The organism is Brevibacterium sp. Lmc1 (genome assembly GCF_057654315.1).
On sequence record NZ_CM172803.1, the window covers coordinates 2678726 to 2703978 of the forward strand.

Genomic DNA, 25253 nt, shown 5'->3' on the forward strand with positions numbered 1-25253 from the left:
CGTTCCCCACGTGCCGTTTCAGTCTTCGGCGAGCACTTCCCGTGTGACCTTGATGCAGATCGCCGAGGGGAAGCCGCGGCGGGCGAGCATGCCGAGGATTCGGCGCTCTCGCACGGCATAGTCGAGGCGCCGGGTGGAGGCGGCTTTCTTCTCGGCGACTTCGCGGGCGAGTTCTTCCTCGCCGTCGATGTCGGCCACTGCGTCGGCGGCCAGTTCGGGGCTGATGCCTTTCTTGCTCAGTTCGCGTTTGAGCACGGATCGGGAGAGTTTCCGGTTCTCACGCTGTGCTCGTGCGAAGCGGTGCGCGAATTCTTCGTCGTTGAGCAGACGCGAGTTCTGCAGCTTCTCGATGAGGACATCGATCGCTTCGGGCATGAGGTCGCGTTTGAGGAGCTTCTTGCGCAGTTCGTCGCTGGAGTGATCGCGCATGGCGAGCATGTTCATCGCCGTCTTCTTCGCCTGAGCATAGTCCGCGTCGAAGTCGGGGGCGTCGTCTTCGTCGTCGAAGCTCAGCCCGGGACCGGCAGCGAAATCGGGTGAGCCGTCACTGTCATCCAGGAAGTCGGGCCCGGCATTGCCATCGCTCGCCAGGAAATCTGGACCATCATTCTCGGCTGCAAGGAAATCAGGGACATCGATGAAATCCGGAGTCGAGTCGGTACCGCCTTCGACCCACCCGTTGTCCGGCTCCTTCTGCTGTCGCTTCCAGCCGCTGGAGTTCTTCTTGCGCTTCGAGCCCGAGTTCTTTCGTTTGTCGGTTCGACCATTGCCACCGGTGACATCGTCGTCGTCGAGTCCGGAGAGGCCGGCGAAGAACCCGGCCTCTCCTTCGGCATGACGTTGGTCGATCTCCGAGATCGCACTGCGCAGCTGCGAGAGCGTCTCGGTCTGAGACGAATCGCTCCGACCCGAGTCCCCCGCACCGACCGTCTCGGTCGATGCGGCGGGCTCGCGGCCCGGGAATTCGTCGTCAGTCGACGAGGCGTCAGGAGACTTCGACGTCATCCGTCTGTGCTTCTCCGGCCGCCTCGGCGCCGTCCTCGGGTTCGTCGACCTGGATCAGGCCCAGCTTGTGCTTGATCTTCAGCTCGATCTCTTCGGCCAGGCCCGGGTTGTCGCGGAGGAAGTTGCGGACGTTCTCCTTGCCCTGACCCAGCTGATCGCCGTCGTAGGTGAACCAGGATCCGGACTTGCGCACGATGCCGTTGTCGACGCCCATATCGATGAGGCTGCCTTCGCGGGAGATGCCGTGGCCGTAGAGGATGTCGAACTCGGCCTGCTTGAACGGCGGAGCGACCTTGTTCTTCACGATCTTCGCACGAGTTCGGTTGCCGACCGCGTCCTGACCTTCCTTGAGGGTCTCGATGCGGCGGACGTCGATGCGCACGGAGGCGTAGAACTTCAGCGCCTTACCGCCCGAGGTGGTCTCCGGCGAACCGAAGAAGACGCCGACCTTCTCACGCAGCTGGTTGATGAAGATCGCGGTGGTCTTCGACTGGGCCAGGGCACCGGTGATCTTACGCAGTGCCTGCGACATCAGGCGAGCCTGCAGGCCGACGTGGCTGTCGCCCATCTCGCCTTCGATTTCGGCCTTGGGCACAAGGGCCGCGACGGAGTCGATGACGATGACGTCGAGGGCCCCGGAGCGGATGAGCATATCGGCGATCTCGAGAGCCTGCTCACCGGTGTCCGGCTGGGAGACGAGGAGCTGATCGGTGTCGACGCCGAGCTTCTTCGCATACTCCGGGTCGAGTGCGTGCTCAGCATCGATGAACCCGGCGATTCCGCCGGCCTTCTGTGCGTTTGCGACGGCGTGGAGAGCCACGGTCGTCTTACCGGAGGATTCCGGACCGTAGATCTCGACGACGCGGCCGCGCGGCAGACCGCCGATGCCCAGAGCGATGTCGAGTGCGACCGAACCGGTCGGGATGGAGGCGATGGGCTCACGCACACCGTCGCCGAGGCGCATGATCGCGCCCTTGCCGTAGTTGCGATCGATCTGGCCCATTGCGGCTTCGAGTGCCTTCGACTTGTCTCCGCCGGTGGGAACCTGAAGGTTCTTGGGTGTACGTGCCATGACGTCTCCTCTTCGTTGCTTTTCCGTTGAGACCAAGGCTAGAAGATGGCACTGACATAACGACAGAGGAAGCGATTCCCCCGTGGATAACCAGCCACTCATGGTCACAGGTCCCGTGATTCCTCACCAGGATAACCCACATGGGAACAGGTGTTCTATATATTCGGGTGTGTCGCGTGTCTCCGCGAGAGTCAGGCCTGGGCCAGACCCAGCTGCCAGGTGAGACCGAAGCGGTCCCCCACCCACCCGAACGGGCCGAATCCGTAGTCGTCGAGCGGCATGAACACAGTTCCGTCTTCGCTCAGTGCGGTGAAGATACGTTCGAGTTCCTCGGCCGAATCGCAGTCGACCATGAGTGACACGCCAGGGGTGATGTCCCACTCGTGTGCGACGAAGCTGTCACTGAAGCGCAGTCTCTGGCCGGCGATCTCGATCTCGGACATGATGACCGTACCCTCGGCGCCCGGACCGTCGGGACCGTACCGATTGTCGAGGATCACTCGCCCGTCGGCGAAGACCTCGAGGTAGGTCTCCATGGCCTCGGCGGCGCTCTGTCCTCGACTGGGCTGGAAGGTGATGAACGGGATGGCCTGATTCATGCGGTCAGTCTACACTCGGCCGGCACGGCGCCGATAGTAAAGACCAGCGCTGTTCCGAGCAGACAGAGCCACAGACGGTGCGAGGCAGCTCCGATCCAGAAGTACGGCGTCGAACCTCGGTCAGAACGGCGTCGAGCGCGGCTTTTCCTTGCCGAGACGCCGAGATTCGGGAACGCCCATGGAATCGCAGACGGCAGTCCAGATGTCGCGGGGTTCGACCCCGGCTTCGAACGCCTGAGCTGCGGTCCGCGAACCCAAGGAGCTCAAAGTGAGGTCGGTGTGCAGGGAGGCGGCGCGCGCCTCACCGAACTCCTCGTTCATGAGGATCCAGTAGAGCGTGTGCCTCATCAGGGCTTGGCGGCCAGCCGCGGAGCAGAGTATCCCTCGGGGTGACCGAGGACCTTGTCCGAGAGCTCCTGCGGAATGGTGTCGGGGATCTGCACGCCTTCTTCGAGAGCGAAGCGATCGGACACAGACGACAGCAGTGCCGACAGCGGCAGGTCGAGTGCTTCGCAGATCGCCGACAGCAGCTCCGAGGAGGCTTCCTTCTGTCCGCGCTCGATTTCGCTGAGGTAGCCGAGCGAAACGCTGGCCCCGGTCGAGACATCGCGAAGGGTGCGTCCTTGACGACGGCGGGCGGAACGAAGTGCGTCGCCGATTTCGACTCTCAGTAACATAACGCGGCCCTCCCTTTGTCAGCGCGTCCCGTCAATGTAGTTCCAATAACTTTACAACCTGGCCGTGACACAGCACCAACCTGGTGCCCCGAGCGGATGGTATTGCCAGTCCATTCGAAGACTTTGGAGAATTTTCGTCCGATGGTCATCACCCGGTCAACCGCACAGCAGACGAACTTATTCCGTGGCATCTCCGCCAGCATTCGACGCCTGTCCGGCCTCGGGCCCGAAGGCGAGTTCGCCGACGAATTCGTCGAGGTTGACGGCCATCGCCTGCACCGTCTGGCTGCGGATGGCATCACGGTCGCCGGTGAAATCGTGTTCGAAGACCTTCGCCTTCCCGCCGAAGGCAATCGCCGTGTAGACGAGTCCGACGGGCTTGTCGTCCTGCGGATCGGGACCGGCGACTCCGGTGCAGGAGATTCCGATATCGGCGACGCACTGCACGGCCGTGCCGACGGCCATCTGCGCGGCGACGACCGGGTCGATCGGTCCGGTCTCCTCGAGGTGGTCAGCATCGACTCCGGCCAGGCTCGCCTTGAGGTCGGTGGCGTAGGTGACCAGTCCGCCGCGCACCACAGCCGAGGCCCCCGGCACATCGACGAGCGAGGCGACGAAGCGTCCCCCGGTCAGCGACTCTGCCGACGCCAGCGAGATCCCCAATCGAGTACAGGTGGAGATGATGCGACGCGCGGTCTCCATCAGCTCGGACTCAGCCACGCTGCGCGTCCCCGCCGGTCTGCGTGCTCCCACCGCTCTTCGCGTCCCTGTACAGCTTCGCCGCGTGCACGCAGTAGTCGACGCCGGTGACGATGGTGACGACGATGGCCGCGGTCATGATGATCCACGCGAAGACGAGGAGGATGACGTAGACGACAGAGGGCACCACGCCCGAGAGCGGGAAGACCAGCAGGAAAAGTCCGATCGCAGCGGTCTGCAGCACGGTCTTGATCTTGCCTCCGCGTGAAGCAGGCATGACGGCGATGCGGATCATGAAGAACCGCAGCACGGTGATGCCGAATTCGCGGACGAGGATGATCACGGGCACCCACCACGGCAGTTCGACGATGATCGCCAGACCGATGAGTGCCGCCGCCATGAGCGACTTGTCGGCGATGGGGTCGGCGATCTTGCCGAAGTTCGTGATGAGGTTGTTCCGCCTGGCCAGATAGCCGTCGACGAAGTCGGTGAACATGGCCAGCAGGAACACGATGAGCGCCCACCAGCGCAAAGTCACATCGTTGCCTCCGTCTGCCAGCAGAAGCACGAGGAACAGGGGCACCATGAGGATACGCAGCACCGTGAGTGCGTTCGGGACATTCCACGGACTCGGTTCTGCAGAGGGCTGCTGAGAGGCTCCAGCCTCGACTCGATCGTTCACGCATCCAGCCTATCGGAGTGAGCTGAGCAGATCATTCCAACCATGGGAATGACGACCATAATCGCCGAGGCGGCGCACCGTCGGTACGGTGCGCCGCCTCGGCGAGGGGTGGGGTTCGGATGAGATCAGCGGCCGGTGAGCTGCCAGGCGTCCTCTCCGCTGGCCTCGACGACCTCGAGTCCGGTCTCCGGATCGACGTCGCCGACGGTGAGGTCGCCGGCATGACCGACGCCGTTCGCGTAGCGGTCGGGCGATGCCGATCGGTACGCCGACGCCGAGCCGTGGGAGGTCTCGCCGTAGTCGTCGTCGAACTCCTCGTCATAGTCCCCGGCTGCCGAGGCGTGCCCGGATCCGGTCTGTCCGGACTGGCCGTGGCCTCCATCGGTCGGGACGTCGGCAGAGGCGCCGCCGGAATCCTCGGGCGGGGTCTCGCCCTTGATGATGGCCAGGGTGCCCGGCAGATCGTCGGGGCGCACGAGCACGTCGCGGGCCTTCGATCCCTCGGAGGGTCCGACGATTCCGCGGGACTCCATGAGGTCCATGAGGCGACCTGCTTTGGCGAAGCCGACGCGCAGCTTGCGCTGCAGCATCGAGGTCGAGCCGAACTGCGTGGTGACGACCTGCTCGATCGCCTGGAGCAGCAGGTCGAGGTCGTCTCCGATGTCCTCGTCGATCTGCTTCTTCGGCGCTTCGACGGCCACGTCTTCGCGGTAGTTCGGGGTGAGCTGGCTCTTGACGTGTTCGACGACCTTCTCGATCTCGGACTCGTTGACCCAGGCGCCCTGGACTCGCATCGGCTTGGCCGCGCCCATCGGCAGGAACAGGGCGTCACCCTGACCGATGAGCTTCTCAGCACCGGGCTGGTCGAGCACGACTCGCGAGTCGGCCAGCGACGAGGTCGCGAATGCCAGGCGGGAGGGCACGTTGGCCTTGATGAGACCGGTGACGACGTCGACGCTGGGTCGCTGGGTGGCGAGCACCAGGTGGATGCCGGCGGCACGGGCCAGCTGTGTGATGCGCTGGATCGAGGCTTCGACGTCGCGCGGGGCGACCATCATGAGGTCGGCGAGCTCGTCGACGACGACCAGCAGGTACGGGTAGGGCTGGAGGACGCGTTCGGATCCGGCGGGCGGCTGGATGCGGCCCTCACGGACGGCCTTGTTGAACTCCTTGACGTGCTTGAACCCGTAGTTCGCGAGGTCGTCGTAGCGGGCGTCCATTTCACGCACGACCCATTCGAGCGCCTCGGCGGCCTTCTTCGGGTTCGTGATGATCGGGGTGATCAGGTGCGGGATGCCTTCGTAGATCGTCAGCTCGACGCGCTTGGGGTCGACGAGGATCATGCGGACCTCGTCGGGGGTCGCGCGCATCATGATCGAGGTGATCATGGAGTTCACGAAGCTCGACTTACCGGCACCGGTGGCACCGGCGACGAGGAGGTGGGGCATCTTCGAGAGGTCGGCGACGACGAATCCGCCTTCGACGTCCTTGCCCACGCCCATGACCATGGGGTGGTCGGTCTTACGGGCGGCCTTCGAGCGCAGCACATCACCGAGCGCCACGTTCTCACGGTCGGTGTTCGGGATCTCGATGCCGATGGCCTTCTTGCCGGGGATCGGCGAGAGGATGCGGACATCGGCGCTGGCCACGGCGTAGGCGATGTTCTTCGACAGCGCCGTGACCTTCTCGACCTTCGTACCGGCGCCGAGCTCCACCTCGTAGCGGGTGACCGTCGGTCCGCGGGAGAACCCGGTGACCTCGGCGTCGATCTTGAACTGCTCGAGCACATCGCGCAGGGCTTCCACGACGCGGTCGTTGGCCTCGGAGCGTTCCTTCGCGGGAGGGCCGGGCTGGAGGTTGTCGGAGGCGGGCAGGGTGTAGGTGACGTCGCCGGCGAGGGTGAGCTGTTCGACGCGTTCGGGCAGCTGTTCCGTAGGCGGGGGCGCTGGTGCGTTCGTGGTCGGCACCGGCGCCGAGGCGGCAGCGGGCTCGGACTTCTTCGCCTGGTTCGCGGCGTCGTCGTCCATCCCGATGGTCTTCTTCAGCTCGGCCATCTCGCGTTCGGCCTTGGTGGGCCGGCGCTGGCCGGGCTTGAGCTTCGGCTCCGGACTGGTTTCGATGCGGGTGGTGTCGGCGTCTTCGTCGCTGACGTCATCCTCGTGGATATAGGCCTTGTCGTAGGCCTTCGTCGCGGTGTCGTCGTCGGCGGATTCGGCGTCGAGATCGGGGATCTCGGTCTTCTTCTTCCGGCTTCGGCGCTTGGCGCCCATCACGGGCTTGAGATCGGAGGTGCGACCGTTCTCGGCAACGAGGTCGGACTGTTTGGTCTCGGCCGCTTCGGCGTCGGTTTCGGGTCGGGCACCGCCGGTGAGGCGGTAGTAGAGGTCGGTGAGGCGACGGGGAATCGCGCGCACCGGTGTCGCGGTGACCACGAGCAGGGAGAACAGCCCGAGGAGGACGAGCAGCGGCACCGCCACGTACACGGTGGTCGCAACGACCAGCGGTGAGGACACGACGAATCCGAGCGCGCCTCCCCCGTTGGCCATGGCCTCGCGGGAGTTCGTGAAGGTCGGGTTGCCGGCGGCGATATGGGCCAGGCCCGAGGCTGCGAGCAGACCGAAGATCATACCGATGAGGATGCGGTTGTTGCCGCGGTTGTCGTCGCCGCGAAGGAACAGGCGGATCGCGTAGCAGGTGAAGACCACCGGCAGGGCGAGTGCCACCCGGCCGAAGGTGCCTTCGACGATTCCGCGGACGCCGTCGCTGATCGCGCCGGGGATGTTCCACCATTCGAATGCGGCGATGATGATCGAGAGTCCGATGAGGAAGAAGGCTGTGCCGTCCCGCTTCGTCGGTGATTGATCGGTCGGTTCGTCGCTGAGAGTCTTTCGCGCACGGTTTCCGGCCATGTGGGCCACTCCCCTCCATGCACCGGTGACAACGTTTGTCCCGGGTTCTTCGGTCCCCGCTTGACCGGACCGACCAGCGTTTTTGCGCGCTGTGCGTTTCCCGGAACCAGAAGCGGGGGAAGTCGTTCTGGTCGCCATGTCTCTCATCTTAGGACGATATTGCGCTCCTGCCCAGCAAATCCGCAGGTTTCGGCGTGTGGCGCTGCGGCCCGCGGGGGCTTCGGCAACCGAGGCAAGTCGGACGAATTTCGACGTCAGCCGGGATGTCGGTGAGGATGTCGGGCAGAGCATCGGAGTGCCGGCCTGCAGGCTGGAAGTGCTGCATTCGACAACATGCGGAGTGAATGTCCACGTCAGGCCGCATATCTCGCCGAAAAACGGGCTACGTGTCGAGAAACGGGTGTGCACATGCGTTTCTCGACGCTTCACCCGTTTCTCGGCGACGATGTTCTGCCGCGTTCCGCTTTGCGTCACGACTGAGTCTCTCCGCGGGCTGGAGTCGACCGTCTGCGTCTGGCACTCGAGAAGGGAGGAAAGGCGAATCCGCCACAAACTGGACTGAGACCGTCAAAGAGACAACAGATATTGTAGGCTCCTGCTTAAAGCCGCACACGAAAGGGCAAGTTGTTGAAACGCTTCACGATCGGAATCATGGCTGTGGCCTGCGCACTCGCGCTGTCTGCCTGCTCTGACGGATCCGGTGATCAGGCTGGGCAAGGACAGAAACAGGAGGAGGCCTCCCCTGATCCAGCAGCTGTTGAATCTCAGGAAGCCGACGAACGCGCGGCTCTGAGTGGCGCCGAATACAGCGACAGAATCCTCTCACTGGAGGACTTGCCCAGCGGTTTCACCCTTGAGGACGACGTCGAATTCGGGGAAAAGGACGAGCAGGCTGCCAATCCGTTCGGCTCTAAGGAAAGCTCTCCCGACAATCGGTCCACACAATCCGAGTGCGTCATCGGTGCCATGTCCGCCTACTCATCCGATCTGGACGGAGTCTCTGCTGCGCGATCATTTGATCAGTCCGACGACAGCACCGGTACATACATCCTGACATCGCTGACCAGACCCGAAAGCGGATCGGCGGAGCTGCTCGAAGATCTCCGAAACACCGTGGGCGACTGCCAAGAATCGATCAGCGCGGAATCGACGGAGTCGGTCGAGGTCTTCGAACCCAAAGGCAACAAGGGCGAAGGCTTCTGTACTGCGGCCTACAACGGAACGTTTTTAGGCCAGGGCAAGATGGCAATGTCAGAGTGCTACGTTTCCTGGGCAGGAGAATTGCTGACAGTTCATCAAATGGCATTCGACTCAGAAACCAGCCTCGCCGTTGACGAAGAAGCGATGAACGGTGTCAGCGACTACCTGACCGAAGATCTTCTCCCGACGGCGCTCAAGAAGGCAGAAATGACGGCACACCAAGAATGAGTCCTGCGTTGGGGAGATAAGTGTGCTCAGATTGCCCGTTTTCCTAGGGCGGTTTCTAGGTTCTAGTGCAACACCCGGTCTGACCAGCACTATCAGACCGGGTGTTTCCACTGAACGAAGGAACACCCCCATGACCACGCACTACAGACGTCCACGGCTGCCCTTCCACGTCCTCGACGAACTCTTCTGGCTCCTCCTCGAAGGCAGACCACGATCAGCGATCGCTGACCACCTCGGCATCAACCTCAACACCGTCACCCGGTGGGCGCGGCGACTCGGCCTGCCCAAAGGCAGGACCGGCAGAATACTGTCCATGCCGACCACCATCGTTGCTGCCCCGGCACCACCACGACCACCTGCCTACCGCCACCTGACGATCGCCGACCGAATGACGATCCAGGCTGGCCTGCAATCAGATCCGCCATTGTCGATGAGAACCATCGCGACTCAACTCGGTGTTGCTCCGTCAACCGTGTCCCGAGAGATCCGCCGCAACCGACTCATCCAATACGACAGAATCAGCCCACACCCGGTCTACAGTGCCGCCGGCGCCCACGGCCGCACCTATGCCCGACAGGCACGCAAGAAACACCGTCGCACACGTCTCGAGGATCCGTGGCTGCGGGCTCACGTGATCAACGGGCTCAACGACAAGTGCTCGCCCGAACAGGTCGCCGGTAGGCTTCGGCGTGACTACCCTGACCGGAAGGACCTGCACGTGAGCCACGAAACGGTCTACCAAGCTCTCTACGTCCAAGGACGCGGATCCCTGCGTCACGAGCTGGCCGTGGTCAAAGCCCTCCGATCGGGACAGACGGGAAGGAAGCCACAGTCGAAGCTGCCGCGTCGGTCCAACCGTCCCTGGCTCGATGGTGCCTTGTTGACCGACCGTCCCTCACAAGCTGCCGACCGCACTGTTCCTGGCCACTGGGAGGGTGATCTCGTCGTCGATTCCCACGCCGGTGGCCTGGTGACCGTCTTCGAACGCCGGTCCCGGTTCTCCTTGATCCGGAAACTGCCGAACAACCGCGAATCGGTCACCGTCACCGGACTAGTCCAGGACATGATCGCTTCCCTGCCGGAAGCGTTGTTCTCGACTCTCACGTGGGACCAGGGTCAGGAGATGGCTGAGCATCTGCGGATCACTGTCGCCACCGATTGCCAGGTGTACTTCTGCGACCCGCACTCACCCTGGCAACGACCGACGAATGAGAACTCCAACGGTCTCGTTCGGGACTACTACCCGAAGGGCACGGTCTTCGATGAGTCGGTTACTGACGAGGAGATCCAGGCGATGCAGGATCAGCTCAACCGCAGGCCGCGGAAGGTCCTCGGGTTCGCGACCCCGGCCGAGGTCCTGGCTGATCTGTTGCATGAGCAGGTAGCCTGAGACCAGCCCACTGTTGCACTAGAACACTGAGCCCACCTAGACTTTTTGGCATTCTGAGCACACTTAACTCGCCATTCGCGGCAGAATCAGCACGGTCGGTCGCGGTCGACATCCTGCCGATGGGTCGCCTGGCTCTTTCGGGCGACGAAGACGAACTCGCGGCCCGGTCTGTCCGGTGCATCACGGATCTCTTCGACCATGAAACCGGAGTCTTCCAGTGACTTCGTCAGTTCAGCGCGGTCACGAAACCGCAGACGGCTCTGCTGTTCGACGCGGCGGCCGTCCCGTTCGAAGACCAACATTCCGAAGAAGTCGACGAACGCGCCGTGTGCGGCGTCGAACTCCACCCACGACTCGACTGATCCCTCACCGTCAACCTCGGCCGCAGAATAGGTGTTCTCCTTCGTCCATTCCCGCCACGCCTGCCTCTCGGGGTCGCGTGATTCGAAGACGAGGATTCCGCCCGGCGAAAGTCTCCGGCGGATCGCCATCAACGTCTCCGCCCAGGCTTCATCTCCGAGAATCGCCTGGGCCACATTAGCTGTCATGAAAGCCATGTCCGCCTGCAGCGGCGGCAGGTCCGCTGCGATCCCGTGGACCCACGTCACCTTGCCGGCATGGGGTTTCGACTGCGCCACGTCCAACGCCAACGCCGAGGGATCGACGCCCACGACCTCCACTCCCCGGCTGGAGAGCATCGTGGCAAACGTGCCCGTTCCGCATCCCACATCCACCACCGAGGCGGCCCCGAACTCCTCGACCATCGCAGCGTAGACGTCGAGGTCGTCCCGTTCGGGTCCTTCGAAGATGTCATAGACGGCAGCGCATCGCGCGTCGACATAACGGTCCCCGGCGTTATCAGCTGGATCCCGGCCGCCGTCAGCGGTCATGTGGATCGCTCGGATGCATGGCGATGAACAGACCCCACTGGGTGGCACCGTCCTTGTTGCGCCGGCTGCGGAACTCTTCGAACAGCTCATCGATACGAGCCCGGAACTCCTCGACCTCATCCTCGGTGAGCATCGCCGCCATCCGACCCATCGTCCGCTCCTCATACGGTGCGGCGGTGAACTCGGCCGTGAAGGCCTCGAGCATCTCGGTCGTCATATCGCCGGTGTTGAGGAACCAGCTCTTGCCCGTGGCAAGGTACGGGATCTCCCTGGACCCGCGTTTGCCGCGCCGCGCCTCCTGAGGTTCGAGGAATCCGGTGTCGGCAAGCATCCGCACATGGTGGAGCGAGGTCGCGGGATTGAGGCCGGTCGCCTCGGCGATCTCCCGATTGCTCAAGGCCTCGTCCAGACACAGCCGCAGGATCCGAATCCGAATACTCGATGCCAGCGCCTTGGCTTCGGCATCGGTGGCGTCCCTGCGCCCCACCGCTCGGGCGAGGGCGGCCGCGGCAGGTGTGTCATCGTTCATGCCTCAACGCTAGCGAGTGATCGGGAGAAGTCAATCAATCCCCCAAAGCGATTGACTTTCCCCAATCGCTCGTGGAGCATTACTGATTGACAACCCTCAATCACTGACCTTCAATCGCTGATCCTCCGCCCGTCGTCTCGAGGAAGAGCCATGGCAGCAGCCGACCAACCACCGTCGAGCGAACCACAGCCGCAACACGGTCCCGCCTCATCGCAGCGGCCGAAGCACGTCTCGCTGTGGAGACACCGCGATTTCATGAAGTTGTGGGCAGGCGACACGGTCTCTGTGTTCGGATCCGAGCTCGTCCTCTTCGCTCTCCCCCTCATCGCCGTGCAGCTCCTCCACGCCGACGCCTTCGAAATGGGAGTACTCGCAACGCTGGAATCCGCGGCTTTCCTGCTCATCAGCCTGCCCGCCGGGGCCTGGGTCGACCGTCTGCCGAAGAGACTCGTCATCGTCTCCGGCGACATCATCCGTGCCGCCATCCTCCTGACCATCCCGCTGACCTGGGCGTTCGATGCCCTGAGCATGGTCCAGCTCTATCTCGTCGCGGCCGGGGTCGGAATCGTCAGCGTCTTCTTCGACATCGCCAATCAGTCCTACCTGCCCGAACTCGTCGACGGGGAAGCGATCTCCGACGGCAACGGCAAGCTCCAAGCCAGCCAGCAGACCGCCGGAGTTGCTGGCCCCACTCTGGCCTCGGGCCTGGTCACCGCGATCGGTGCCCCACTTACCATCGGACTGACCAGCATCTGCATGGGACTCTCCAGCATCCTCGTTGGACTCATCAGACACCGCGAAACCCCACGACCGGCCGAGGGCCGGGCCGGATTCGTCGCCGAGATTCGGGAGGGACTCGGCTTCGTCCTCGGTCACCCGCTGCTGCGCCGGATCACTGCCTGCACAGGTCTGACGAACTTCGCGTCGTCGGGCATCTTCGCCCTCCTCGTGCTGTACGCACTCACCACGCTCGGTCTTCACCAGGTCGAACTCGGAATCATCATGTCCGTCGCCTCGGCCGGTGGCATCCTCGGCGCACTCACGGCGGCGTGGGTGCAGAAGATCCTCGGCGAAGGAACGAGCATCGCCGTGTCCGCGCTGATCGGCAGTCTCTGCTTCCTCGGTGTTCCGCTCGCTTCCGTCCTGCCGGCGCTGCCGACCCTGCTGATCAGCTGGTTCCTTGTGACCTGGGCGGTCGTCGTCTACAACATTGCGCAGGTGAGCTTCCGGCAGCGCCTGTGCCCGAAGCCGCTGCTGGGCCGGATGAACGCGTCCATCCGCTTCCTCGTATGGGGACCGATGCCGTTGGGCGCATTCCTCGCGGGCATCCTCGGCGACCGGCTCGGACTGACGAGGACGATGTGGATCCTGGCAGCCTGCGCGCTGCTCGGCTCACTGCCGGTACTCGCCTCCCGCCTGCTGCGGATGCGCGAACTCCCCCGCGAACTCGATCTGCTCGCCGAGGCGACCGACCCGATCTCACCCTCGGCGGAGGCCGAAGGCCGCGGTTGAGCTCTCCTGCCAACAGCGAGATAAGTGTGCTCAGATTGCACAATTTCCTCGCCCTTTTGGCAATCTGCGCACTTAACTCGCCGTTCGCGGCAGAATCACTGGGGCCAGGCAGCACCAAAGCCGTTGATCGAGAGTGACCGGGACGAGCCCGAAACACCTCAGCGGGTGGCGTAGAGGTGTTCGGGCCGACCAGTGTTGCCGTACTGCAGGGACACCGTGATCGTGCGGGCTTCGGCAAGTTTCGCCAGATGCCGCTGCGCGGTCGCACGGGAGGCACCAACCGCCTCGGCGACCTCGAGAGCCGTCATCGGACCGCTCGCCTCCTCGAGTGCGGCGAGAATCCGGGTCGTCGTCGACGATCCCGCCGGGCTCGCTCCGGTCCCGCCGACGGCCGCGGCATCGTGGAGGTTGCGCAGCTGCCGCTCGAGGTCGGTCTGCCCGACCTTCTCCCGCTCCCAATAGCGGAGGAACCGCGCATAGCGGCGCAGGAAGTTCTGCAGCACCTCGGCGGCGAAGGGCTTGACGATGTACGTCATCGCCCCAGCACGCAGCGACGAACGGACCACCTGCGGATCAGTGACCGCCGAGAGCACTATCGCATCGATGTCGGTCTCACGGATGAGTTCGACTCCGGTGCCCTCCGGCAGGACGTAGTCGACGAGAAGCAGGTCGACCTCGTTCTCGGCGATGACCTCGCGGGCCGTCTTCAGGTCGCGGACTGGTTCGAGCGCCGTGAAGCCGGGCACCTCGTCGACGTACCGGGCATGGATCTGCCCGACGAAGAAATCGTCATCGAGCACGAGAACTTTGACCATCATCTCTCCTCATCTTGCTGAAATTCATCGAGGGCATCGGGCAGGCGCATGCCGAAGCTCGCCCCGCCGAGGTCCGGGTCGTGGCCGTCGATGAGCCACACCGCTCCCCCGCCCTTCTCCGCGACCCGGCGGCTGAGCGCAAGGCCGATGCCGAGTCCGTGGCCGTCCCCGGTGCCGGTTCCGGTGGTCAGTCCGATCCCGAAATCCGGCGCCGAGGCGGCCGTCGAGGTCGAGAATCCCTCGTCGAAGATCTTCCCCGCCACCTCGTCGTCGATCCCGTCACCGGTGTCCGTGACGACGGCGTGGAGCTCCGTCCCGGAGCTGAGCACCTGCACTTCGACTCGGCCTCCGTCCTCGGCGTACCGCCGGCCTGCGACGGCCGCACGGACAGCATTGTCGATGAGGTTGCCGAGGATGAGCGTGACTGCCTCCGGGTCGCGGACCGCACCGACGGCCAGGGAGTCAGGGGTGACGGCCAGGGCCACTCCCGCCTCGGCGGCGGTCGTTCCCTTCGCTTCCAGAACTGCGCGCAGGTACGGGTCGGACACGAGGTCGATGTCCTCGACGGGAGTCGTGATCGGCCCGGTGCCCAGGAGGGAGGACAGGTAGGTGTGGGCCTCATCGGTGGCGCCCGTGTCGACGAGTCCGAGCACGGTGTGCAGCCGGTTGGCGAACTCGTGCCGCTGGGTGCGCAGGGCCCGGGCCATGGCGGTGACGGACTCGAGCTGGCGAGCCATCGTGAGCATCTGGGTCTCGTCGCGGAGGGTCACGACTCCGCCGACGGACACCCCGTCGCGTTGGACCCGCACGGCTGTTGCCAGCAGGATCCGGTCGCCGATCGTGACACGCCGCCGCAGGGCTCCGTCCGCCGGGGCGTCGGCCATGAGCGCGGTGATCTCATCGGGCACATTGACGAGTTCGTTGTCGGAGGCGTCGACCAGTTCGCGGCCGGAATCCCCCGCCGAGGCGGCTCCCCCGTTCGCGCCGGCCGTTTCGCCCGCGCGGTCAACGTGCTTCGCCGAGGAGGCCCCAAGCAGCTCCTTCGCGTTCGAATTGCTCAGGGTCAGCTTTCCGTTCGTATCGAATCCGAGCACTCCGTCGTCGAGGCCGTGGAGCACGGCCCCTTGGTCGCGGGCCATCTCGGCAAGCTCTTCGGGTCCGACGCCGAGCGTCTCCCGCCGCAGCCGGCGCCCGAGCATGACGGAGACGACCCCGCCGAGAGCGAGGGCGAGCACCGCGACAGTGCCGAGCAGGATGAGTTCGCGGCGGACATCGGCGTCGAGCACAGAGGCGAAGATGCCGACCGAGACCTCACCGACGACGGTCTTGCCGTCCTCATTCGAATAGATCGGCACCTTCGCGCGCACCGTCTCGCCCAGGGTTCCTGATTCGTGGGAGACGTTCTCGCGTCCGGCAAGTGCCTCCTCCGGCGACGTCGAGACCCTGTGCCCGATCTTCGACCGATCAGGGTGGGTGAGTCGGATGCCGCGATCGTCGGTGATGACGGCGAAGCTGATGCCCGACCGGTCGCGCAGATCATCGGTGATCGCCAACATCGAGGTCACGAGCTGCTCATCGGGTTTCTCGGCATGCTCGGCAGAAGCCTGGGTGGCGGCGGCGCGGACGTCCGGATCGATCGCCAGCGTGCGGGCAGTGGCCAGCGCCTTCGTCTCGGTCACCTCGGTGACGGTGCGCGCACCCATCCACGCGAACACTCCGGTGACCAGGGCGAGGATCACGATGACGAGCGCGAGCTGAGAGATCAGCACACGTCGGGAGAACGAACGATGGGGCCGGGGCACGCGCTCAGCGTAGCCGCGTTTGAGCGCAATGCGCAAAAGGCGCGCAACGATCTAAACGCCATCAGTGCACACAAGCGCGCGCGGCCCGTGATCTGGGCCCTACGGTGTTTCGAGCCTCACATTCGCCTTCGAAGGAGAAGCTCGTGCTTGTCATTCTCGGTTTTGCCATGATCCTCGTCTTCATGACGCTGATCATGACCAAACGACTCTCGCCGATCCTCGCGCTCATCCTCGTGCCCACGATCTTCGGCCTCTTCGCCGGGGCCGGTCTGGGCATCGGGGACATGGTCATGGACGCGATCGCCTCGATGTCGTCGACAGCAGCGCTGCTGCTCTTCGCCATCATCTACTTCGGCATCATGATCGACGTCGGTCTCTTCGACAAGCTCGTCGAGTTCATCCTCAAGGTCGCCGGCAACGACCCCGTCAAAGTCGTCCTCGGCACCGCACTGCTCACCGGCGCCGTGTCCCTCGACGGTGACGGATCGACGACGTTCATCGTCGTCACCGCGGCCATGTTGCCGATCTACCAGCGCCTCGAGATGTCACCCGTGGTGCTCACCTGCGTCGCCGGCCTCATCAACGGCACGCTCAACATCGTCCCGTGGGGCGGCCCGACTGCCCGAGCCTCCTCGGCGCTGCAGATCGACGCCAACGAGATCTTCGTCCCCATGGTCCCCTCCCTGGTGGCCGGCCTGCTCGTGTGCCTCGTCTTCGCCTACGTGCTCGGCATCTCCGAACGGCGCCGCCTGGCCAAGAACGGCGTCGCCTGGGTCGAGGACCGCGGTTCGAATCGTCGTATGGACCTCGTCGGCGCTGTGGCCGGAGCCAGCACGACCGCGGGTTCGTCCGCGGGCACCACCGCGGGTGGTCACGGACACGGATCCGGCTCGGCCGCCTCGGCGAATGATGACACCACCCCCGAGGCGGGACCCGCCTCCGCGAACGACACAGGCGATTCCGCCGGTTCCGGCACGGGCCTGTCGAACACCGCGCTCGATCCCAACCGCGCAACGCTGCGCCCGAAGCTGTTCTGGTTCAACCTGGCTCTGACCGTGGCCGTGATGGTCCTGCTCATCATCGACATCCTGCCGCTGCCGTACCTGTTCATGATCGGCACCGTCATCGCGCTCATGGTCAACTTCCCGAAGATGAAGGACCAGCAGGAGGAGCTCGCCTCCCATGCGACCGCGATCATCTCCGTCGTGGCCATGGTCATGGCCGCGGGCGTGCTCACTGGCATCATGTCCGGCACCGGAATGGTCGACGCGATGGCCGAATGGCTCGTCGAGGTCATCCCGAACTCGATGGGACCCTACATGGCCGTCATCACCGGCCTGCTGTCGATCCCGATGACGTTCTTCATGAGCAACGATGCCTTCTACTTCGGCATCCTGCCCGTGCTCGCCGAGACCGCCTCCCACTTCGGCATCTCCGCTGCAGATATGGCCCGCGCCTCGATCACCGGCCAGCCCGTGCACATGCAGTCGCCGCTGGTGCCTGCGATCCTGCTGCTCGTGTCCCTGTCCGGCGTCGAGCTCGGCGATCACCACAAGAAGGTGCTGTGGCGCGCGCTAATCGTCGCCCTCGTCATGCTCGCCGTGGGTGTCGCCGTCGGCGTCATCGGAATCGGCTGAGCGGAGGACTGCGATGACTGACCTCTATTCGACTCCGCAGCGCCGCTTCCCTGCCCCGTCGCTGCAGGTCACTGCCTCACCGAGCATCGATTCGGCTTCAAATACTGTGGTCCTGGCGCTGCGCCCGGATGCCTCGGATGAGGTGCTCGAGCAGGCGATCGCCGCGGCCCGCCGTGAGAACGCTGCGGTGCAGGCGGTCGTGTTCGGCACGGATACGACGACGGCCCCGTCGACGTCGTCCCTGTCCGAATGCACCCGGTTGGGGGCCGCCCTCGCCGAGGCGGGGCTCGAGTATGCCGTCCACCGCTCCGGGCCCGACCCGGCCGAGCAGATCCTCGGTCTCGCCGAGGATCACGATGCCGCACTCATCGTCATGAGCACGAAGCGACGCTCGCCCGTGGTCAAGCTGCTGCTCGGCTCGAGTGCGCAGCAGGTCATCCTCGAGGCCGAGTGCCCGGTGCTGTTGGTCAAGTAGAAGTTCGGAGCCGGCCGCACGAATTTGGTCGCCCGGCCTCGGTGGCGCGACGCTAGATTCCGGCGATCCCGCGGCCCGGAGCCAGGATTCCTCGAGGGTCGACCAGTTTCTTGATCTCGCGCAGACCCGACCGCCCCGGCTGCGGACCCCAAGCGTCCACCTCGTTCCAGACCGGTGCGGGTGCGTGGATCAGCCGGGCGGCGATGACATGCAGGCCGAAGCTGCGCAGATGCTCAAGGGCCACTCGGGTGGCCACCCCCGGTTCGGATTCCGGTGCGCCGATGCCCAGTTCGAACGTGCCCGTTGCACTGCCGCGCAGCTGCAGCGGATAGCCGATCGTCGTCTCCAGTCGGGCGACGGCATCGATGAGCGTCGGAATGAAACTCGGCACCACGGATACTCCGATAGTCGCGCCCAGTCGCGCCCTGCGCCCCCACCATTCCGGCTCCCCGCACGGGGTCGCACCGGGGTTCCGATCGACGAGGTGGCCCACTTCGGCCTCGACTTCGTCGGTCTCCCCTTCGATGAGGACCACTGTCGCCGCCAGTGAACCAGGTGGGCGTTCGATGACGACCGCGTCCGGGGCTCTGCGGGCGATGAGGAGATCGGCAGCCGCCTCGGTGCCGGGAATCCAGACGAATCCCTGCGCTGCGGGGCGCTCTGTCAGACGGATCTCGGCCTCGGCAATGATCGCTCGGGTTCCCCAGGATCCGGTGACGAGTCCGGGCAGATCGCGGCCGCCCAGGTCCCGGTGGAGCCCGTGAGAGGTGCGGGCGATGGTCCCATCGGCACCGACGACGGTCACGGATTCCACGGTCTCGGCCAGGCGGGGACGGCGCAGACTGCGGGGCCCGGTGGCCGCGGTGGCGATCATGCCACCGAGGGTGGCGCCGGCTTCGATGCGGTCGGCGGGAAGGTCGCCGAGGAGCTCCAGATCTGACTGTGCGGCGAACCTGGTCAGGGCGCTGATCCGGGAGCCGGCTCCGGCACGGATGGTGCCGCCTCGAGGATCGGCCGCCTCGGCGATGGATGTCAGGTCGATGAGGAGCACCGGAGTGGAGACCGGCGGATGATCGTCGAAGGCGGTACCGCCGCCGAACACGGTCACGGTGCGGTGCTCGGCATGGGCGCGGGCCATGAGCTCGGAGAGTTCGGCGATGCTTGAGGGGCTGGCCAGTCGGGGCAGTTCGTCTGTGGTCAGGCTCATCCCCACCTCCGTAGGTCCATCCGTCGTCGGCACCTCCCACCTGCGGGTCGAGTTGGAACCCTCACGTGGGTGTGTATGTCGAGCTTAGCGAAGAACGCCCCCGAAATCGGTGCTCAAGGCACAGATTTCGGGGGCGTTCGGCTTCGTCAGCGAGTGCCGATCACGGCATGCGGGCGTAGGCCGGCAGGGTGAGGAAGTCGACGTACTCGGGATCGAGGGCGACCGAGACGAAGGTGTCGGTGGCGTCCTTCCAGCCTGCGTCGTCACCGGGCAGCTTGGCGACCTCCTCGGCGACGATGCGCTCGACGAGCTCCTTCGTCACCTTCTCACCGGAGTCCAGGGTGATTCCGGCGTCCAGCCACTGCCACACCTGGGACCGTGAGATCTCGGCGGTCGCGGCGTCCTCCATGAGTCCGTTGATGGCGACCGCGCCGTTGCCTTCGAGCCAGGCGCGCAGGTACTGGATGCCGACGGACACGTTGGTGCGCAGGCCCGCCTCGGTCATTGCACCCGGGGTCGACTTCACGTCGAGCAGATCGGCAGCGGTGACGTTGACGTCTTCGCGCTTGTTGTCTATCTGGTTCGGCTTCTCGCCGAGGGTCTCGGTGAAGACCTCCTTGCAGAGGGCGACCATTCCGGGGTGTGCGACCCAGGAGCCGTCGAAACCGTTGGAGGCCTCACGCGACTTGTCCTCGCGCACCTTGTCGAAGGCGGCCTTGTTCGCGGCTTCGTCCTTCGAGGGGACGAACGCGGACATTCCGCCGATGGCATGCGCACCGCGCTTGTGGCAGGTGCGCACGAGCAGTTCGGTGTAGGCGCGCATGAACGGCACCGTCATCGTCACGTCCGAACGGTCCGGCAGCAGGAAGTCGGAGCCGCGGGAGCGGAAGTTCTTGATCACGGAGAAGATGTAGTCCCAGCGACCGGCATTGAGTCCGGCGGAGTGCTCGCGCAGCTCGTAGAGGATCTCCTCCATCTCGAAGGCCGCGGTGTAGGTCTCGATGAGCACGGTGGCGCGGATGGTGCCGCGGGCCAGGCCGAAGGCATCCTCGGCGTGTTCGAAGACCTGGTTCCACAGGCGGGCCTCGAGGTGGGATTCCATCTTCGCGAGGTAGAAGTAGGGGCCGCGGCCCTTCTCGATCTGGATCTGACCGGCGGTCGAGAAGTACAGCGCGAAGTCGACGAGCGAACCGGAGGTCTCCTCACCGTCGATGAGGATGTGCTTCTCCGGCATGTGCCAGCCGCGGGGACGCACGACGATGGTCGGCAGCTCCTCGTCGGGGGCGAGCTTGTATTCCTTGCCCTCGGGCGAGGTGAAGTCGATTTCGCGGTTGAGCGAGTCGAGCAGGTTGATCTGGCCCTGGATGACCGAGTCCCACTGCGGGGTGTTCGCGTCTTCCTGGTCGGCCAGCCACACCTTCGCGCCGGAGTTGAGCGCGTTGATCGTCATCTTCTTGTAGGTGGGGCCGGTGACCTCGACGCGGCGGTCTTCGAGACCGGGTGCCGGGGGTGCGACCTGCCAGGAGGGATCGTTGCGGATCTCCGCGGTCTCGGGGAGGAAGTCGAGGTCCTTGCCCGCGGCGATTTCGGCCTGGCGTTCCTTGCGAGCCTCGAGGCGCTCGAGACGGTCGCCGTTGAACTTCCGGTGCAGATCGACGATGAGCTCAAGCGCCTTGGGCGTGAGGACCTTCTCAGCCCCGTCCGGCAGCTCACCGGTGATCTCCATCCCGGCGGGGATGTCCAGGTTTTCGATATGAGCGGTCATCGATGGTTCTCCTTAGTCAGCACATCGGTGCTGCGTCCTTATCCACATCTGGTGATGCGATATGTTCGCTGGTCAACGGGGTTTTGACTGCGAAACTTTCACATTGTGAAAATGTTTGTTCACACAACGAAAGAATATGAGGTGATGCACGTCTCGTCAAACCATATCCTGCATTCGAGACGGTGTGTTCATTGACTCTGATCAGGCGGCTGGGGAGGATAAGGGGAACATCTCTCATGGACTCGCCGAGGCGGCCCATCGTCACCGACCACCGCTGGCTCTCGGTCGGCTGAGGAAGATCGTCGCACCACGTCGGTTCCTTGGAACGATGCGGCAAGGACGCCGCGGATCGGACTCATGGTGGACAACCTCGCTGTTGCAGCTCTCCTGGCCCTCTCCCCCATCCTGTTGGCCGGAATCCTTCTCATCGGATTCCGCTGGCCCGCGAAATACGCCATGCCTGTCGGACTGATAGCCGCGGCGCTCGTGGCGAACTTCGCGTGGAAGATCGAGTGGGTGACGATCGGCGCCTCGGTCGTCCAGGGCCTCCTCGTCGCGATCGGCCTGCTGTGGATCGTCTTCGGTGCGCTTCTGCTGTTGGCCACGATCACCCGGTCCGGGGCGATCGAAACGATCCGCGCCGGCTTCATCGCGATCTCCCCGGACCGGCGGGTGCAGGTCATCATCGTCGCCTGGCTCTTCGGTTCCTTCATCGAGGGCGCCGCCGGCTTCGGCACTCCGGCCGCCGTGGTCGCCCCGCTCATGCTGGCCCTCGGCTTCCCCGCGATCGCCGCGGTGCTCGCCGGTCTCATCATCCAGTCGACGCCGGTGAGCTTCGGCGCCGTCGGCACTCCGATGGTGCTGGGCATCGGCTCCGGGCTGGCGCAGGAGGACGGGTCGATGTCGGCCGACGTCGCCGAACGTGCCGGTCAGCTCGGACTCGGCCAGGCCGAATTCGTCGCTCACACCGCGACCCAGGTCGCGCTCATCCACGCCTGCTGCGGCATCCTCATCCCGCTGCTGCTCTCGTGCCTGATGACGGGATTCTTCGGTGCCAACCGACGCTTCGCCGACGGCCTGGCCATCGCCCCGTTCGCGATCTATGCGGCCCTGGCGATGATCGTGCCCTACCTCATCGTGGCCAATGTGCTCGGACCGGAGTTCCCGTCTCTGCTCGGCGGGCTCATCGGTCTGGCCATTGTCGTGACGACCTCGCGGATGGGCTTCCTCATGCCGAAGAAGACCTGGGACTTCGCACCGCGCGAGAAGTGGCCGGCCTTCTGGATGGGCACCGTCGACCCGAACAAGGAGAAGGCGCAGCTGACCAAGAAGATGTCGCTGCCCCGGGCGTGGTCGCCCTATCTCATCGTCGTCGCCCTGCTGCTCATCACGCGCAATGTGCCCGCGATCAAGGAGTTTCTCAACGGTCCGGCCGTGATCAAGATCGACAACATCTTCGGCACCCCGATCAGCCAGAACATGGATCTGCTGTGGTCGCCCGGCGCGATCTTCGTCCTCGCCTGCGGGCTGACGTACTTCATCCACCGGATGACGAAGAAGCAGATCGCAGGGTCCTGGCAGATCGCCGGTTCGCAGATCGCCGGCGCGGCCGTTGCCCTGCTGTGTTCCCTGCCGCTGGTACGCGTGTTCATCAACTCCGGCGCCGACTACAACGGCGCCGGCTTGGAGTCGATGCCGGTCACCCTCGCCGAGGCGGCTGCCAGTTCCGTGGGCGACGCCTGGCCGCTGTTCGCCCCGTTCGTCGGGGCCCTGGGTGCCTTCGTCGCCGGGTCGAACACCGTCTCGAACGTCATGTTCTCGCAGTTCCAATTCTCCACCGGCACCGCGATCGGTGCCGCCAGCCCTGAGACCGTGGTCGCGGCTCAGGCGGTCGGCGGCGCCGCTGGAAATATGGTGGCCGTGCACAACGTCGTGGCCGCCTCGGCGACGGTGGGACTCATCGGTCGGGAGGGCGAGCTCATCCGGCGGACCTCGATCCCGATGCTCGTGTATTCGCTGGCCGCGGGCGCCCTGGCGTTCATCGGACTCAACGGGCTGGGCTTCAACGCGGGCACCGTCGTCCTCACTGCGATTGTCATCGGCCTCGCCGCCGTCGTGGTGATGATCCGCCGCTCACCGGGCAAGCCGCTGCCGGGCCTTGAAGCAGGCGTCAGCGACCTTCGCACCTCCGACCCCGACGACGAACCGGAGCCCACCGCTCGCGCCTGACGCTCACGCCCGCGCGGATCGTCCCCGCACTTGACGCTTCCGCACGCGCGAATCGTCCCCCGCACCAGGTGTCATCGCCTTTTGAGTCGGGAGTCATCGCCTTTTGATCCACGCATCGGGTTCAAACGCGATGCGCCGATCAAAAGGCGATTCGCCCAGAACGCGACAACGCCCGCAGAGCCTCACGAGGAGGCATCTGCGGGCGTTCGCAGTTTCGTCGGGCAAGAGACCGACGACGGAGCCGCTCGAAAGCGGAGTCTCAGACGATGACGACCATAGGAACGATCATCGGCTTGCGGCGCAGCTTCGAGGACACCCAGCGGCCGATGGTGCGGCGCACCACCTGCTGGAGCTGGTACTGATCGGTGGTCCCGTCACGCAGAGCATCCTCGACGGCCTTCTGCACCTTCGGGACGATCGAGTCGAAGACGTCGTCGGACTCGGCCACACCGCGGGCATGGATCTCGGGTCCGGCGATGAGCGACTTCGTCTGCGAGTTCACGGCCATGAAGATCGTCACGAAGCCCTCACCGGACAGGACGAGACGATCCTTGAGGTCCGCCTCGGTGATCTCACCGACCGAGGAACCGTCGACGAAGACGTAGTTGCAGTCGACGGCGCCGACGACCTCGGCGTGACCGTCCTTGAGGTCGACGACCCAGCCGTCATCGGCCAGGACGATGTTGTTCGGATCGACACCGGTCGCCTCGGCGTGGCGGGCGTTGGCCAGCAGGTGGCGCCATTCGCCGTGGACGGGCATGACGCCGCGGGGCTTGACGATGTTGTAGCAGTAGAGCAGCTCGCCGCCGGAGGCATGACCGGACACGTGGATCTTCGCGTCGGCCTTCGAGATGACACGAGCACCGAGCTTCATCAGGCCGTTGATGACCTTGAACACGGAGTTCTCGTTGCCGGGGATGAGCGAGGAGGCGAGGATGACGGTGTCGCCGTCGCCGACGTCGACGCGGTGGCTGCGGTTGGCCATCCGGGACAGGGCGGCCATCGGCTCCCCCTGGGAGCCGGTGCACATGAGGACGATCTGGTCCTCGGGGTAGTCGTCGACCTTCTTGATGTCGATGAGCGTTCCGGCAGGCACGTTGAGGTAGCCGAGGTCTTCGGCGATCTTCATATTGCGCACCATGGAGCGGCCGACTAGGGCTACCTTGCGACCATGGGCGGTGGCGGCGTTGAGCACCTGCTGCACACGGTGGACGTGGGAGGAGAACGAGGCGACGATGATGCGACGTTCGGCGGTGCCGAAGAGGTTCTCGAGCACGGGCCCGATGTCCTTCTCCAGTGCGGTGAAGCCGGGAACCTCGGCGTTCGTCGAGTCCGTCATGAACAGGTCGACGCCTTCTTCGCCGAGGCGGGCGAAGGCGCGGAGGTCGGTGATGCGGCCGTCGAGCGGCAGCTGGTCCATCTTGAAGTCACCGGTGTGCAGGATGTTTCCGGCGCCGGTGCGGATGAACACGGCCAGGGCGTCGGGGATCGAGTGGTTGACGGCGACGAACTCGAGGTCGAAGGGACCGAGCTGGTCGACATCGTCTTCCTTCACCACACGGGTGATGGGCTTGATGCGGTGCTCTTTGAGCTTGGCTTCGATGAGCGCGATGGTCAGCTGCGAACCGAGGATCGGGATGTCGCCCTTGCGACGCAGCAGGTAGGGAACGGCGCCGATGTGGTCTTCGTGGCCGTGGGTGAGCACGAGGCCGATGATGTCATCGAGGCGGTCATCCAGGTAGGAGAAGTCGGGGAGGATGAGGTCGACGCCGGGCTGGTCCTCTTCGGGGAAGAGCACACCGCAGTCGACGATGAGGAGTTTGCCGTGGTATTCGAAGACGGTCATATTGCGACCGACTTCGCCGAGTCCGCCGAGCGCGACGATGCGAACGGCTTCTTTGTCCATCTTCGGCGGGAGGGACAGTTCTTGG

The 25253-nt window shown here is 64.8% G+C and carries 21 protein-coding genes; 6 read left to right on the forward strand and 15 right to left on the reverse strand.

Features of this window, described 5'->3' with window-relative positions; translation table 11 throughout:
- Window positions 1–18: 18 nt before the first annotated feature.
- From AC239G_RS11985 to AC239G_RS12020, 8 genes are all read right to left on the reverse strand, one after another.
- Complete coding sequence (locus AC239G_RS11985; RefSeq protein ID WP_482400458.1) at window positions 19–1005, reverse strand: regulatory protein RecX; 987 nt, start codon at window positions 1003–1005, stop codon at window positions 19–21.
- Window positions 986–2077 (reverse strand): recombinase RecA, encoded by a 1092-nt coding sequence (gene recA / locus AC239G_RS11990; protein WP_101595229.1) that lies wholly within the window; start codon window positions 2075–2077, stop codon window positions 986–988. Before recA ends, AC239G_RS11985 begins: the two co-directional genes overlap by 20 nt.
- 191 nt (window positions 2078–2268) lie before the next feature.
- The gene (locus AC239G_RS11995; RefSeq protein WP_181272067.1) at window positions 2269–2676 is read right to left on the reverse strand and encodes a VOC family protein; all 408 of its coding nucleotides are present in this window, start codon (window positions 2674–2676) and stop codon (window positions 2269–2271) included.
- A 120-nt stretch (window positions 2677–2796) separates the two neighbouring features.
- On the reverse strand, window positions 2797–3024 hold the full coding sequence (locus AC239G_RS12000; protein WP_139470110.1) for a DUF3046 domain-containing protein: 228 nt from the start codon (window positions 3022–3024) through the stop codon (window positions 2797–2799).
- On the reverse strand, window positions 3024–3353 hold the full coding sequence (locus AC239G_RS12005; RefSeq protein WP_098731348.1) for a helix-turn-helix domain-containing protein: 330 nt from the start codon (window positions 3351–3353) through the stop codon (window positions 3024–3026). The genes AC239G_RS12000 and AC239G_RS12005 overlap by 1 nt, the downstream gene beginning before the upstream one ends.
- Before the next feature lie 177 nt (window positions 3354–3530).
- Window positions 3531–4073, reverse strand: coding sequence for a CinA family protein (locus tag AC239G_RS12010; RefSeq protein ID WP_487488960.1), 543 nt, complete (start codon window positions 4071–4073; stop codon window positions 3531–3533).
- Window positions 4066–4734 carry a CDP-diacylglycerol--glycerol-3-phosphate 3-phosphatidyltransferase gene (pgsA, locus tag AC239G_RS12015; protein WP_181272065.1) on the reverse strand — a complete coding sequence of 223 codons (669 nt, stop codon included), beginning with the start codon at window positions 4732–4734 and terminating at the stop codon, window positions 4066–4068. The genes AC239G_RS12010 and pgsA overlap by 8 nt, the downstream gene beginning before the upstream one ends.
- A 125-nt stretch (window positions 4735–4859) precedes the next feature.
- On the reverse strand, window positions 4860–7643 hold the full coding sequence (locus tag AC239G_RS12020) for an FtsK/SpoIIIE family DNA translocase (RefSeq protein ID WP_487488961.1): 2784 nt from the start codon (window positions 7641–7643) through the stop codon (window positions 4860–4862).
- Between the two features lie 627 nt (window positions 7644–8270).
- Between AC239G_RS12020 and AC239G_RS12025 the strand changes: the two genes are divergently transcribed.
- Both AC239G_RS12025 and AC239G_RS12030 read left to right on the forward strand, forming a co-directional pair.
- The gene (locus tag AC239G_RS12025; protein WP_482400462.1) at window positions 8271–9071 is read left to right on the forward strand and encodes a hypothetical protein; all 801 of its coding nucleotides are present in this window, start codon (window positions 8271–8273) and stop codon (window positions 9069–9071) included.
- Window positions 9072–9201: 130 nt separating this feature from the next.
- Window positions 9202–10461, forward strand: a complete 1260-nt coding sequence (locus AC239G_RS12030; RefSeq protein WP_139470450.1) for an IS30 family transposase — start codon at window positions 9202–9204, stop codon at window positions 10459–10461.
- Between the two features lie 86 nt (window positions 10462–10547).
- Here AC239G_RS12030 and AC239G_RS12035 read toward each other — a convergent pair whose 3' ends face one another.
- Both AC239G_RS12035 and AC239G_RS12040 read right to left on the reverse strand, forming a co-directional pair.
- On the reverse strand, window positions 10548–11351 hold the full coding sequence (locus AC239G_RS12035) for a class I SAM-dependent methyltransferase (protein ID WP_482400463.1): 804 nt from the start codon (window positions 11349–11351) through the stop codon (window positions 10548–10550).
- Entirely contained in the window at window positions 11341–11880 is a 540-nt protein-coding gene (locus AC239G_RS12040) for an ArsR/SmtB family transcription factor (protein ID WP_482400464.1), read from the reverse strand. The genes AC239G_RS12035 and AC239G_RS12040 overlap by 11 nt, the downstream gene beginning before the upstream one ends.
- A gap of 150 nt (window positions 11881–12030) precedes the next feature.
- Between AC239G_RS12040 and AC239G_RS12045 the strand changes: the two genes are divergently transcribed.
- Window positions 12031–13392, forward strand: coding sequence for an MFS transporter (locus AC239G_RS12045; protein WP_487488962.1), 1362 nt, complete (start codon window positions 12031–12033; stop codon window positions 13390–13392).
- A 158-nt stretch (window positions 13393–13550) separates the two neighbouring features.
- Here the strand turns inward: AC239G_RS12045 and AC239G_RS12050 are convergent, their stop codons facing one another.
- Entirely contained in the window at window positions 13551–14210 is a 660-nt protein-coding gene (locus AC239G_RS12050; RefSeq protein WP_487488963.1) for a response regulator, read from the reverse strand.
- Window positions 14207–16009: an ATP-binding protein gene (locus AC239G_RS12055; RefSeq protein ID WP_181272052.1), complete on the reverse strand. Its 1803-nt coding sequence runs from the start codon at window positions 16007–16009 to the stop codon at window positions 14207–14209. The genes AC239G_RS12050 and AC239G_RS12055 overlap by 4 nt, the downstream gene beginning before the upstream one ends.
- A gap of 143 nt (window positions 16010–16152) precedes the next feature.
- Here AC239G_RS12055 and AC239G_RS12060 point away from each other — a divergent pair, with 143 nt between their 5' ends.
- Together AC239G_RS12060 and AC239G_RS12065 are read left to right on the forward strand one after the other, a co-directional pair.
- Window positions 16153–17646, forward strand: coding sequence for a CitMHS family transporter (locus AC239G_RS12060; RefSeq protein WP_458311120.1), 1494 nt, complete (start codon window positions 16153–16155; stop codon window positions 17644–17646).
- 13 nt (window positions 17647–17659) lie between these two features.
- Window positions 17660–18121: a universal stress protein gene (locus tag AC239G_RS12065; protein ID WP_487488964.1), complete on the forward strand. Its 462-nt coding sequence runs from the start codon at window positions 17660–17662 to the stop codon at window positions 18119–18121.
- Window positions 18122–18173: 52 nt separating this feature from the next.
- Here the strand turns inward: AC239G_RS12065 and AC239G_RS12070 are convergent, their stop codons facing one another.
- Window positions 18174–19328 (reverse strand): FAD-binding oxidoreductase, encoded by a 1155-nt coding sequence (locus AC239G_RS12070; RefSeq protein WP_482400468.1) that lies wholly within the window; start codon window positions 19326–19328, stop codon window positions 18174–18176.
- Between the two features lie 160 nt (window positions 19329–19488).
- On the reverse strand, window positions 19489–21093 hold the full coding sequence (aceB, locus tag AC239G_RS12075; RefSeq protein WP_172174384.1) for a malate synthase A: 1605 nt from the start codon (window positions 21091–21093) through the stop codon (window positions 19489–19491).
- Window positions 21094–21450: 357 nt separating this feature from the next.
- Here aceB and AC239G_RS12080 point away from each other — a divergent pair, with 357 nt between their 5' ends.
- Window positions 21451–23322 carry an L-lactate permease gene (locus AC239G_RS12080; protein WP_482400469.1) on the forward strand — a complete coding sequence of 624 codons (1872 nt, stop codon included), beginning with the start codon at window positions 21451–21453 and terminating at the stop codon, window positions 23320–23322.
- Window positions 23323–23581: 259 nt separating this feature from the next.
- On the opposite strand, the gene AC239G_RS12085 is transcribed toward AC239G_RS12080, so the two are convergent.
- Entirely contained in the window at window positions 23582–25228 is a 1647-nt protein-coding gene (locus tag AC239G_RS12085; protein ID WP_181272060.1) for a ribonuclease J, read from the reverse strand.
- Window positions 25229–25253: the final 25 nt, after the last annotated feature.

Bases quoted from the DNA above. Each gene is read 5' to 3' on its own strand.
- AC239G_RS12085 (WP_181272060.1), bottom strand. From the start codon at position 25,228: ATGGACAAAGAAGCCGTTCGCATCGTCGCGCTCGGCGGACTCGGCGAA.
- AC239G_RS12080 (WP_482400469.1), top strand. From the start codon at position 21,451: ATGGTGGACAACCTCGCTGTTGCAGCTCTCCTGGCCCTCTCCCCCATC.
- recA (WP_101595229.1), bottom strand. From the start codon at position 2,077: ATGGCACGTACACCCAAGAACCTTCAGGTTCCCACCGGCGGAGACAAG.
- AC239G_RS12020 (WP_487488961.1), bottom strand. From the start codon at position 7,643: ATGGCCGGAAACCGTGCGCGAAAGACTCTCAGCGACGAACCGACCGAT.
- AC239G_RS12035 (WP_482400463.1), bottom strand. From the start codon at position 11,351: ATGACCGCTGACGGCGGCCGGGATCCAGCTGATAACGCCGGGGACCGT.
- AC239G_RS12040 (WP_482400464.1), bottom strand. From the start codon at position 11,880: ATGAACGATGACACACCTGCCGCGGCCGCCCTCGCCCGAGCGGTGGGG.
- AC239G_RS12065 (WP_487488964.1), top strand. From the start codon at position 17,660: ATGACTGACCTCTATTCGACTCCGCAGCGCCGCTTCCCTGCCCCGTCG.
- AC239G_RS12050 (WP_487488963.1), bottom strand. From the start codon at position 14,210: ATGATGGTCAAAGTTCTCGTGCTCGATGACGATTTCTTCGTCGGGCAG.
- AC239G_RS11985 (WP_482400458.1), bottom strand. From the start codon at position 1,005: ATGACGTCGAAGTCTCCTGACGCCTCGTCGACTGACGACGAATTCCCG.
- AC239G_RS11995 (WP_181272067.1), bottom strand. From the start codon at position 2,676: ATGAATCAGGCCATCCCGTTCATCACCTTCCAGCCCAGTCGAGGACAG.
- AC239G_RS12070 (WP_482400468.1), bottom strand. From the start codon at position 19,328: ATGAGCCTGACCACAGACGAACTGCCCCGACTGGCCAGCCCCTCAAGC.
- AC239G_RS12030 (WP_139470450.1), top strand. From the start codon at position 9,202: ATGACCACGCACTACAGACGTCCACGGCTGCCCTTCCACGTCCTCGAC.
- aceB (WP_172174384.1), bottom strand. From the start codon at position 21,093: ATGACCGCTCATATCGAAAACCTGGACATCCCCGCCGGGATGGAGATC.
- AC239G_RS12045 (WP_487488962.1), top strand. From the start codon at position 12,031: ATGGCAGCAGCCGACCAACCACCGTCGAGCGAACCACAGCCGCAACAC.
- AC239G_RS12005 (WP_098731348.1), bottom strand. From the start codon at position 3,353: ATGTTACTGAGAGTCGAAATCGGCGACGCACTTCGTTCCGCCCGCCGT.
- AC239G_RS12000 (WP_139470110.1), bottom strand. From the start codon at position 3,024: ATGAGGCACACGCTCTACTGGATCCTCATGAACGAGGAGTTCGGTGAG.